This is a genomic window from Sphingomonas pseudosanguinis, from assembly GCF_052056765.1.
Taxonomy (GTDB): Bacteria; Pseudomonadota; Alphaproteobacteria; order Sphingomonadales; family Sphingomonadaceae; genus Sphingomonas; species Sphingomonas pseudosanguinis.
Window position 1 is genome coordinate 207,457 of sequence record NZ_CP189888.1, and the last position, 10,881, is coordinate 218,337.

At 67.7% G+C, this 10,881-nt stretch carries 13 protein-coding genes; 1 reads left to right on the forward strand and 12 read right to left on the reverse strand.

Going from position 1 to position 10,881, the window contains the following annotated elements:
• Positions 1-167: 167 nt before the first annotated feature.
• Positions 168-662 (forward strand): hypothetical protein, encoded by a 495-nt coding sequence (locus ACQHGV_RS00940; protein WP_440979095.1) that lies wholly within the window; start codon positions 168-170, stop codon positions 660-662.
• Positions 663-938: 276 nt separating this feature from the next.
• Here the strand turns inward: ACQHGV_RS00940 and ACQHGV_RS00945 are convergent, their stop codons facing one another.
• The 12 genes from ACQHGV_RS00945 to ACQHGV_RS01000 all read right to left on the reverse strand — a co-directional run bounded on the left by ACQHGV_RS00945 (position 939) and on the right by ACQHGV_RS01000 (position 10,856).
• Positions 939-1,205 (reverse strand): hypothetical protein, encoded by a 267-nt coding sequence (locus tag ACQHGV_RS00945; RefSeq protein WP_183951234.1) that lies wholly within the window; start codon positions 1,203-1,205, stop codon positions 939-941.
• Between the two features lie 35 nt (positions 1,206-1,240).
• The gene (locus ACQHGV_RS00950; RefSeq protein ID WP_183951236.1) at positions 1,241-2,248 is read right to left on the reverse strand and encodes a chemotaxis protein CheB; all 1,008 of its coding nucleotides are present in this window, start codon (positions 2,246-2,248) and stop codon (positions 1,241-1,243) included.
• 52 nt (positions 2,249-2,300) lie between these two features.
• A complete protein-coding gene (locus ACQHGV_RS00955) occupies positions 2,301-2,744 on the reverse strand; it encodes a chemotaxis protein CheW (RefSeq protein WP_183951237.1) in 444 nt (147 codons plus the stop codon).
• A gap of 23 nt (positions 2,745-2,767) precedes the next feature.
• Positions 2,768-3,145, reverse strand: a complete 378-nt coding sequence (locus tag ACQHGV_RS00960) for a response regulator (protein ID WP_183951239.1) — start codon at positions 3,143-3,145, stop codon at positions 2,768-2,770.
• Between the two features lie 32 nt (positions 3,146-3,177).
• Positions 3,178-3,750: a chemotaxis protein CheD gene (locus tag ACQHGV_RS00965; RefSeq protein ID WP_183951241.1), complete on the reverse strand. Its 573-nt coding sequence runs from the start codon at positions 3,748-3,750 to the stop codon at positions 3,178-3,180.
• The gene (locus tag ACQHGV_RS00970; protein WP_183951243.1) at positions 3,747-4,766 is read right to left on the reverse strand and encodes a protein-glutamate methylesterase/protein-glutamine glutaminase; all 1,020 of its coding nucleotides are present in this window, start codon (positions 4,764-4,766) and stop codon (positions 3,747-3,749) included. The genes ACQHGV_RS00965 and ACQHGV_RS00970 overlap by 4 nt, the downstream gene beginning before the upstream one ends.
• Entirely contained in the window at positions 4,766-5,623 is an 858-nt protein-coding gene (locus ACQHGV_RS00975) for a CheR family methyltransferase (RefSeq protein WP_409792163.1), read from the reverse strand. The genes ACQHGV_RS00970 and ACQHGV_RS00975 overlap by 1 nt, the downstream gene beginning before the upstream one ends.
• On the reverse strand, positions 5,620-7,800 hold the full coding sequence (locus tag ACQHGV_RS00980) for a chemotaxis protein CheA (RefSeq protein ID WP_440979096.1): 2,181 nt from the start codon (positions 7,798-7,800) through the stop codon (positions 5,620-5,622). The genes ACQHGV_RS00975 and ACQHGV_RS00980 overlap by 4 nt, the downstream gene beginning before the upstream one ends.
• Positions 7,801-7,813: 13 nt before the next feature.
• Positions 7,814-8,086, reverse strand: a complete 273-nt coding sequence (locus ACQHGV_RS00985; protein WP_037568354.1) for an STAS domain-containing protein — start codon at positions 8,084-8,086, stop codon at positions 7,814-7,816.
• Positions 8,087-8,169: 83 nt separating this feature from the next.
• Complete coding sequence (locus tag ACQHGV_RS00990) at positions 8,170-9,684, reverse strand: methyl-accepting chemotaxis protein (protein WP_440979097.1); 1,515 nt, start codon at positions 9,682-9,684, stop codon at positions 8,170-8,172.
• A 154-nt stretch (positions 9,685-9,838) separates the two neighbouring features.
• The gene (gene gloA, locus ACQHGV_RS00995) at positions 9,839-10,348 is read right to left on the reverse strand and encodes a lactoylglutathione lyase (RefSeq protein WP_440979098.1); all 510 of its coding nucleotides are present in this window, start codon (positions 10,346-10,348) and stop codon (positions 9,839-9,841) included.
• Positions 10,349-10,430: 82 nt separating this feature from the next.
• Positions 10,431-10,856, reverse strand: coding sequence for an organic hydroperoxide resistance protein (locus ACQHGV_RS01000; RefSeq protein WP_183951252.1), 426 nt, complete (start codon positions 10,854-10,856; stop codon positions 10,431-10,433).
• Positions 10,857-10,881 lie beyond the last annotated feature (25 nt).

Consider the following 10,881-nt stretch of genomic DNA (forward strand, 5'->3'; position numbering starts at 1 on the left):
ACGAATTTAGTTTCAATCGGTTATGAAACTTCGATAGTCTCGAACACTATGATGGACATGTCCTATGATTTCATGCGGCACGGCGATGTCAGGGAGCGTCGGCCAAAGCGTTGAAGGGCTGTCCGACTGTCGGGGGAATGGATGATCAGGGGCCTAGCGTGGATTTCGTGAGCGATCGCTATACGGACGGGGCGGGGTCCGATCCGTCGGGGATCGACGACCGGCTGCGGCGGATTCGCGATGAGCTGGATGTGGTCGAAACCCTGGTCCGTGCCGAGAGCGAGGCGCGGCTAACCCCCGGGGACATCGGCAACGTCATCCGCTCCGCGCGGGAGGGGATCGGCCGCTTCTTCGACCGGTCGCTCTTCGCCGACCCGGCCTTCGACATGCTGTTGTTCGTGTTTCTGGAAGAGGAGGAGGGGCGGCAGGTCGAAACCAGCGCTTGCTACCGTGCCTCGGGCGTGCCGCGCACCACGGCGGTGCGCTGGATCAACATGCTGATCGGCATGGGCCTGTTCCACAGCGCGCCGCATCCGACCGACCGTCGCCTGGCGTTGCTCAGTATGAGCGACGAGGCGCGCGAGGGGATGCGTCAATGGTTGGGCGGCCTGCGCCCGCTCCTCGAACGGGTCGAGGCCGCACGGGCGACCCCGCGCGGCTGATCGGCCTATGGCTCAGGCCAGGACGACATCATATCGAATCCATGCGAGCCCCTCCCTTTCAGGGGAGGGGTTGGGGTGGGGCCTCTCCACCGACGCATGGCTCGCGGAAGCGCCCCACCCCCATCCCCTCCCCTGAAGGGGAGGGGGCGAAATCAGAGTTTCCTCGCTCTTCACGTTCCATCCCGGTCTGCGTCGGGACGGTGTGAAGAGCTTCGCAGTGATCCCCCGAAGCGGGGTGGGTTCATTCATGTCACTCTATGCCAAGGACGGCGGGGGTCAGGCGTTGCCGGCCACCCGCTCGCGCAGGCGGTCGGCCAGCGTTTCCAGCGTGACCCCGTCGATTCGCGCCGCGACCGGCGCGTCCGAGCGCAATATGTCGGCGATCGCCAGTTGCGCCTGGGTGATCCGGTCGACCGACTGGATGCTGACCATGTGTCGGCGCAGCGTGTCGCTGTCGCTGCCCAGGTCATAGGCCAGGTCGGCGAGCGAGCGGGTCAGTTCGACCAGCTCGTCGGCCAGCGCATGGGCAAGCTGTTGATCCATGCCAAATTCCCTTCCCACCCGCTGGCCCCTCGCGCTTATTTCGAGCAGAGCTTGAGGATATTAGCCGAAATCGCATCGCGTGCGACCGGCTGCGTGACCGCGCCCTTCATCAGGGTGAAGTCGGTTTCCGAACGGCCGATGGCATAGGCGCCACCCGCCAGCATGGCGCGCAGGCCCGCCGAGCCGTCCTCGTCGTCGAGCGCCAGCAACACGCCCAGGCCGTTGCTGCCCGCCGCCTTGGCGACCGAGGCGAACAGCAGCGAGATGGACGGACGCTCGCCCGCCACCGGCTCGCGCGCCAGCAGGCGCAGGCTGCCGTTGGGCCAGGTGTCGACGACCATGTGGTTCTCGCCCTGCGGCGCGAAATAGATGGTGCCCTGCTCCACCTTCATGCCGTCGGTCGCCTCGACCACCTTGGGGGCGATCTGGTCCTTCAACTGCTCGATCATCGGGGTCAGCAGGCCGGGCGACATCTGCTGCACGACCAGGGTCGGCGGGCAGTTGGCGGGGAAGGTCGCGAACAGGTCGAACATCGACTGGGTGTTGGCGGCGTCGGCGCCGATCGCCAGCAGGCGGCCGTTCCAGTCGATCGGCGTGGCGGGGCTGCCCTTCTTGGACTTGGCGGCGCTGGTCTTCTTCAGGTCGGCGTTGCGCGCGGCCTTGATCCGTTTGCCCAGCTTGCCGATGATCTCGTCCAGTTCGGCCTGGACCGCGACCTTGGGCTTGGGGAAGCAGTCGATCGCGCCGAGGCGCAGCGCCTCGATCGAATCGGCGGCGCCGGCGGCGGTCTTGGTCGAGAACATGATGACCGGCATCGGCCGCTCCTCCATGATCTCGGCGAGATATTCGAGGCCGCTCATGCCCGGCATCTCGACGTCCAGCGTCATCACCTGGGGGCGATATTGTTCGACCATCTTGCGCGCTTCCGCCGCGCCGTCGGCGGCGCCGACCACGGTGACGCCCTTGATCCGCTCGAGCGCGCCCGAAATGAGCACCCGCATCGTCAGCGAGTCATCGACGACCAGAACCTTAACGTCCGCCATTACGCATTTACCTTCCAACGGATACGCCGTTACGTCTTGAAAAAACAGGGTGTTACGCGGCTTCCGCCGTCAACGCCACGCTGTCCGACAGGCGATCGAGCGCCAGGATCAGGATGAGGCGCTGTTCGATCGTCGCCAGCCCTTCGAGATAATGGGCGGCAGTCGCATCGCCCATGTCGGGCAGCGGCTGCATCGATTCGGGCGGGATGGTGACGATGTCGTTGACCGCATCGACGATCAGGCCCTGCAGCTGCTCGCCGATCCGCACCACGATGATGACGTGGCGCGCGCTCGGGTCGGTCACGCCCCAGCCCAGCCGGTGGCGCAGGTCGAGCACCGGCAGGACCACGCCGCGCAGGTTGACGACGCCGCGCACATGCGCGGGCACGTTGGGCAGCGGGGTCGCGGGCGACCAGGCGCGGATTTCGCGGATGGCCATGATGTCGACGCCCAGGATCTGGTCGCCGAGCTGGAAGGTGATGAGCTGACGCGACATGGTCGGTTCCTCTCTGGATGGGATCAGTGCAGCACGCGGCGGATCGCCGCGGCCAGCTTTTCGGGGTTGAAGGGCTTGACGATCCAGCCGGTCGCGCCGGCCTCGCGCGCGCGGGCCTTTTTCTCGTCCGAGCTTTCGGTGGTCAGCACCAGGATCGGCAGGTTGCGATGACCCGGCTGGCGGCGCAGCGCCTCGATCAGGCCGAAACCGTCCATGCGGGGCATGTTGATGTCGGTGATGACGAGGTCGGGCACGGTATCGGCCGTCACGCCGTCGAGCGTATCGAGGGCATGGACGCCGTCTTCGGCCTCGAGAACCCGATATCCCATATCGGTGAGCGCGGCGCGCAGAAGCATTCGCATGCTGGGCGAATCGTCCACGGTCATGATGAGTTGGGACACGAACTGGCCTTTCCTGGAAGGATCGAGAGACATTAGAAAAATTCGACGTCGCCGGTCGCGGCGGGCGGCGGCGGCGGGGCGGGGCGGGCGATCCGCGGCATCGGCGCCACGGTATCGGTGACGTGGCGGCACCGGGCGAGGCCCAGAGCGGGGCGGAATTCGACGCGGCGCGCGCTGACGCCGCCGACATCCTCGCCGACCAGCGCGATTCGCTCGTCCGCCAGGAAACGCCGCGCGAACTGCGCATTGGCGCCGCCGATGTCGCGGAACCCGTCGCGCATGGTCGCGCCACCGAACAGCCTGGCTTTCAGGCTGTGTCGCTGGGCTCCCAGGGCCATCATGGCGTTGATCAAGACTTCCATCGCATAGACACCGTAGCGCTGCATGGATTTAGGATCGGTTTCCGCCGCGCCCGGTTCGGCCAATAAAAAGTGATTTAATCCGCCCACTCCGGCGATCGGATCGTAGAGGCACGCGGAGATGCAGCTGCCGAGCACGGTCGTCAGCACGACATCGCGTTCCTGCGACACGCGCGTCTCGCCCTGGATGATGTTGATTCGTCGCAAGCCATCGCTGCGCGCCATGCCGGCGGGTGACGGGGTCATGCGCGACACCGTTCGATGATCGCCGGCGCGACGCGGGTCAGCGTCAGCTGCTTGGTCACCGCGCCCACCTCCTGCGCGACGCCGGGCATGCCATAGACGACGCAGCTTTCCTGGTCCTGGCCGACGGTGAACGAGCCCTTGCGCCGCATCGCCAGCAGGCCGTCGGCGCCGTCGCGGCCCATGCCGGTCAGGATCGCGCCGACCGCCTTGTCGCCGACATTCTTGGCCACGCTGTGGAACAGCCGGTCGACCGAGGGGCGATGGCCGCTCATCGGATCGTCGGGGATCAGCCGCGCGCGATACTGGCCCTCAGTGCCGCCGACCTCCAGATGATGGGTGCCGCCGGGCGCGAGATAGACATGGCCGGGCAGCAGCGGCTGGCCGTGACGCGCCTCGGCCACGGTCGGCTTGGACAGCCGGTCGAGCCGTGCCGCGAAACTGGTCGTGAAGGTCGCGGGCATGTGCTGGACGATCACGGTCGGCGGGCAGTTCGCCGGAAAGCCGCTGAGCACCTGGATCAGCGCCTCGACGCCGCCGGTCGATGCGCCGATCGCGATCAGCGAGCCGGCGCGGGGCGTGAAGTTGGCGGCCGCCACGGGCGCGGGCGGCGCGGACATGTCGCGCACCCGGATGCGCCGGCTGCTCGCCGCCGCCTTGACGCTTTCGGCCAGGCGCGGATCGAGGCAGTTCGCCGCCGGCTTGGCGCAGCATTCGACCGCGCCCAGTTCCAGCGCGCGGATCGTCGTGTCCGCGCCCGCCTGGGTCAGCGTCGAGAGCATGACGACCGGCATCGGGCGCAGGCGCATGACCCGCTCGAGGAAATCCAGCCCGTTCATGTCGGGCATCTCGACGTCCAGCGTGATGACGTCGGGATCGAGCGCCTTGATCATCTCGCGCGCCTGGTGCGGGCCGTTGGCGGCGCCGACCACTTCGATATCGGGATCGCGACTCAGCATCCCCGCGATCAGCGCGCGCATGGTCGGGGAATCGTCGACGATCAGGGTACGAACGGCCATCAGGAAACTTTCTGGAAAGCGGTGCGACCGATGCAGTGAAAGCGCGCCGATACTTCCGGCGGGATGCGTTCGGCATGACCAATGTAGAGAATGCCGCCAGCCACAAGCTGATCGGCGAAACGGGCCAGCAACTGAGCCTTGGTGGGCTCGTCGAAATAGATCATGACATTGCGGCAGAAGATGACGTCGAACGGCCGCCGCATCGGCCAGCTGCGCAACAGGTTGAGTTCGCGGAACGCGATCGGCGCGCGCAGCGTCGGGGACAGCTCCTCCATGTCGCCCGCCGGCTGGCACCAGGCCTGGCGCATCGCCGGCGGCATGGTGCGCGTGGTGTCGACCGGATAGCGACCGGCGCGCGCCGTCGCGATGACGCTGGGCGACAGGTCGGTCGCCAGTATCTTGAAATCCTGACCCGCCAGCTTGGCCGCCGCGCGGGTGTCGGTGCCCAGGATGGTCATCATCAGCGAATAGGGTTCCTCGCCGCTGGAACAGGCGGCGGACCAGACCCGCACCCGCCCGCCCGAGGCGAGGCGATCGGCGAAACCGGGCCAGAGTTCGTCGCGGAAATGCTCGAAATGATGGTTTTCGCGAAAGAAGAAGGTGTGGTTGGTGGTCAGCGCATCGACGGCGCGCGCGCGTTCCTCCGTGTCATTGGCGATGAGCGCAAGATAGTCGGGAAAACTCTCCAGCCCGCACGCCCGCAGCCGCCGCGCCAGCCGGCCGTAGATCAGCTTGGCCTTGTTGTCGGGCAGCAGGATGCCCGACTCGGCATAGATCATCTCGGCGATCGCGCGATGGTCGGCCGCCGAGAAGGCGAACTCCATCTCGCGCTGGGGGATGGCGGCGGGGGCGTTCATGCGGCCAGGTCTTCGATGAAGGCGCCGCCGCTGCGGCCGTCACGGCGCCAGCGGCCGATCAGCGCATCGACGTCGAGGATGAGGGCGACCCGGCCATCGCCCAGGATGGTCGCGCCGGCCAGGCCATGGATGGCGCGGTAGTTCGCCTCCAGGCTCTTCACGACGACCTGACGCTGGTCCTGGATCGAGTCGACCATCAGCACCGCCTGACCCTGGTCGCTCTCGACCACGATCAGCACCGCGTCCTCGGGCTTGCGCGTGGCACCGCCGACGCCCAGCTGTTCGCCGACGCGGTGGACCGGGACATAGGTGCCGCGCACGTCGAGCAGCGGCGACTGGCCGCCGACGAAATGCACCTCGTCGATGCCGGGGCGCAGGCTCTCGACGATATGGGTGAGCGGGATGACGAAGGTCTGGTCGCCGACGGTGACGATCATGCCGTCGAGCACGGCCAGCGTCAGCGGCAGACTGAGCGAGAAGCTCGACCCCTTGCCGAGTTCCGACTGGATGCCGATGCGGCCGCCCAGCGCCTGGATGTTCTTGCGCACCACGTCCATGCCGACGCCGCGGCCCGAGATGTTGGAGACGACGGCGGCGGTCGAGAAGCCGGGCGCGAAGATCAGATTGTCGATCTCTTCCTCGGACAGTTGCGCATCGGGGGCGATGATGCCGCGCTCGATCGCCTTGGCCTTGACGCGCGCGCGGTCGATGCCGCGTCCGTCATCGGCGACCGTGATGACGATCCGGCCCGACTGGTGCGCGGCCGACAGGGTGACGACGCCCTCGCCGTCCTTGCCTGCCGCCTTGCGATCGGCCGGGGTTTCCAGACCATGGTCGACGGCGTTGCGGATCAGATGGGTCAGCGGCTCGCCGATGCGCTCGACCACGGTCTTGTCGACCTCGGTCATCTCACCCTCGACCTCGAGGCGGACACGCTTGCCGGTCTCGACCTCCAGTTCGCGGATGATACGCGGCACGCGGCTGAAGACGGTCTTCATCGGCTGCGCGCGGATGGCCATCGTCGAATCCTGAAGCTCGCGCGTCAGGTGGTCGAGGTCGGACAGCTCGGGGATCGAGCCCATCTCGTTCTCGGACAGGCGCTGCGCCAGCATCGCCTGGGTGATGACCAACTCGCCGACCAGATTGACCAGCCGGTCGAGCTTGTCGAGGTCGACGCGGATCGTCTGCGCGGCGGCCGCGGCGACGCGCGGGCTGTTGGCGACCTCGGCCAGCGAGGGGGCGGCCGGTTCGACGGGCGCGGGCGCGGCGGGAACGGCGGCCAGAGGGGCGGGCGCGGCGGCGACCGGCGCGGGCGCGGCGACCGGCGGGGCCGCCGGCGCGGGCTCGACCGCTTCGGGTTCGGGCGCGGGGGCGGCCGGAACCACCTCCTCGGTCGCGCGCGTGACGGTCAGGCGGCATTGCGGATCGGCGAAGTCGAAGACCGCGCGAATGTCGTCCTCGTCGGTCGTGCCGGGCAGCGCCAGGGTGAAGCCCATATAGGAGCGTTCGGCGTCCAGCCCGTCGAGCAGCGGCAGGTCGGACAGATCGGCCGACAGCGTGCGGGCGCCCATGCGCGACAATTCGCGCAGCGCCAGCATCGGCTCGGCCCCGTGATCGAAGGCGCGCGGGCCGGGATGCACGGTCACGATCCATTCGGCCGGTGCGGTCTCGGCCGCCGGTGCGGCGGGTTCCTCCAGCATCGCGAACAGCGCGTCGAAATCGTCCATCGGGGCGGGCGCGGGCGCGGGCGTGTCGGCGACCGCCTCGACCTCGGGTGCGGCCTCGGCCCCGTTCTCGACCTTGCCCTCGGCGGCGGCGGCCAGGCGGTCGAGCATCGCCTGGTCGGCGGGCATGCCGCCTTCGCCGCGCGCGGCCGCGACATGGTCGGTCAGCGTGTCGAACGCCGCGACAATCAGGTCGATCAATGGTTCGCTGAGCGGCAGCGTGCCGTTGCGGATCAGGTCGAGCACCGTTTCATAATGGTGCGAGAAATGCTGCAACCGGTCATGGCCGAACGCACCCGCGCCGCCCTTGATCGAGTGGACCGAGCGGAAGACGGTGTTGATCGTCTCGTCATCATGCCGTCCACGCTTCAGATCGGCGAAGGCGCTTTCCAGAGCGCCGAGGCCTTCTTCGCATTCCTGGAAGAAAATCTGCTGGATCTCGTCGAGATTCATCGGGTCGGGCCTTTCAGGCGGCGGGGGTGACGAGGCGGTCGAGGCCCGCCAGCGTGATCATGGAAGCGAGCGCTTCGGACGGGTTCTGCAACTCGAAGTCCGTGCGGATCGAGGCGGCCATCGCCTGCGCGCTGGCCAGCACCTGGAGACAGGCCTGGCCGGCCTGGGTCACCTGACCACCGTCCAGCGCGATGGCGTCGCCCGACGCGATCAGGTCGAGCAGCGCCTGGCGCAGCGGCGCGGCGGCGGTGGTGTCGAGCACGGGGGCAAGGGACAGAGCGGTCACGGTGAAACTCCAGTCGGCAGTTCGAGGCAGCGGCAGGAAGGGAAGAAGCGGTCCCGCCCCGGTTCAGAAGGGCGGGGCCGGCATCAGAATTCGGTCCAGTCGTCGTCGCTGACCGCCAGCGCGGCATTGCCGCTCGACTGGGGGGCGCTGGACGCGAAGGACGGGGATGGCGCGGCCACCGGCGGACGGGCGGCGCGTGAGGTCTGCGCGATGCGACGACCGGCGGCGGCGGCGCGCTGCTGCAACTGATGGACCGGCAGCGACGAGGCGGCGGGTGCGATCGGTGCGGCCGGCGGCGCGACGAAGCCGTCATGATGGCCACCGCCATGGGCGATGCGGAAGCGGGCGACCTCGCGTGCCAGGCCATCGGCCTCGACCGCCAGCGAGCGGGCGGCGGCGGTGGCCTGTTCGACCATCGCGGCGTTCTGCTGGGTCACGCCGTCCATCGCGGACACGGCGGTGTTGACCTCCTGAAGTCCGACCGCCTGCTTCTCGGCGGAGCTGGCGATGTCGCCGACCAGCCCGCTGATCTCGGTGATGCGCGCGATGATCCGCTCCAGCGCCTTGCCGGTCTCGCTAACCAGGCCGACGCCCGATTCGACCTGTTCGGAGCTGGCGAGAATGCGCGACTTCACGTCCTTGGCGGCATCGGCCGAGCGCTGCGCCAGCGCGCGCACCTCGGAGGCGACGACCGCGAAGCCCTTGCCCGCGTCGCCCGCCCGCGCCGCCTCGACACCGGCGTTCAGCGCCAGGAGGTTGGTCTGGAAGGCGATGCCGTCGATGACGCTGATGATCTCGGAGATTTCGCTGGAGGCGCGCTCGATGCCGGCCATGGCGTCGACCGCGCGGCGCACGACGTCGCCCGACTGTTCGGCCTCGACCCGCGCATCGGCGACCGCGCGGTTGGCGCGGTTGGCGCCCTCGGCGGTCTGGCGGACGGTCGAGGTGATCTCGTCCATCGCGGCGGCGGTTTCCTCCAGGCTGGCGGCCTGCTGCTCGGTGCGCTGCGACAGGTCGTCCGAGGCCTGGCGGATGTCGCTGGCGCCCGAATTGATGCCGTGGGTGGAGGCAATGACGGTGCCCATCGTGCTCGCCAGCGCCCCGACCGCGCGGTTGTAATCGGCGCGCAGCTTTTCATATTCGGCCGGGAACGGGGTATCGATCGACTGATCGAGATTACCCTCGGCCAGTTCGCCCAGGCCCTTGCCCAGCGCGGTCACGACGACCTGCTGCGCCTGCGCGGCCTGTTGCACGCCGACGGCATTGTCGCGGAACACGGCCACGGCCTTCGCCATCCGACCGATACAGTCGCGATAGTCGGTATAGGGCACATCGGTGTGCACGTTGCCGGCAGCCAGGCGTTCCATGGCCTCGACGCTGCCCACATAGGGGTTGCAAATCAGTGAACGGCTGACGCGCGATACGGCCAGCGTGATCAGCAGCACCGCCGCCGACAGGATGATCGGCAGGGTCGGCGCGACGCCGCCATGTGCCATGATGGTCGCAATCAGCCCGGCGGTCGCCAGTGCGCCATAGACGACGGTCAACACGTCGAATTTCTGGCGAACAGGTGCCGTTTTGGCGAACCAGGTAATCATGATGGTCCCTCCATCGACCGCGAGTGGGAGACTCGCACTTGGTCGGGAAGGGGCTTGCGAATCCCTTCCCTTCCTCTCCGATCTGCCCGTTATGGTCCGAACCGGTAAATATCCGGTTGCGGAACCATTTTTCGGTCGGGAAGGGACTGGGTCGTCAGCGCGGCGGCAGGCTGTCCTTCATGCCGGCGGCCGAGAGAATCTCGATCCAATAGCCGTCGGGGTCGGTGATGAAGGCGATATCCTTCATCTTGCCGTCCTGCGGCCGCTTCTTGAACGGCACGCCCAGCGACTCGAAGCGTTCGCAAGCGCCCGCCACATCGGCGACGCTGATCCCGATATGACCAAAACCGCGCGGATCGGCATTGCCGTCATGATAGCCCTTGAAATCGGGGTCCGACTCGGTGCCCCAATTGTGCGTCAGCTCCAGCGTGGTCTCGCGGTCGAAGATGAAATGCGCGCGCTCGGCCGGGTCCTGCGGGATCGATTCGCCGTCGTTCAGATAGGCCAGGAAATAGAGCGAGAAGCGCATCTCCTCGAAATCCAGCTGCTGGAGCAGCGTCATGCCCAGCACGTCCTGATAGAAGGCGAGCGATGGCTTGGGATCGCGGATGCGCAGCATGGTCTGGTTGAGCGCGAAGGATTCGGTGCCGGCGGGGCGGGTCATGAACGGTCCCTTGTCAAAAAAGGAGGCCCTCCGCTTCGAAAAAGCGAAGGGCCCGGAGGTTTCACATGCCGTCGTGGTCGGCTCAGGCGAGCGTCAGGCCGACATCGACATTGCCGCGCGTGGCGTTGGAATAGGGGCAGACCTGATGCGCGGCGTGCATCAGCCGCTCGGCATCGGCGCGGTCGACGCCGGGCAGATTGACGGTCAGGTCGGCAGTGATGCCATAGCCGCCCTCGTCACGCGGACCGAAGCCGATCTCGGCGGTGACGGTCGCGTCCTGCGGCACCTTCACGCCTTCCTTGCCCGACACCGCCTTCATCGCGCCCAGGAAACAGGCCGAATAACCCGCCGCGAACAGCTTTTCCGGATTGGCGCCCTCGCCGCCTGGACCGCCCATCTCCTTCGGGACGACCAGCTTGACGTCGACCGAGCCGTCTTCGCTGCGCGCCGCACCGTCGCGGCCGCCGGTCGCCGTCGCTTTCGTCTTGTAAATGGCTTTCACGCCCATATCGGCTCTCCCATGCTAAACGAGT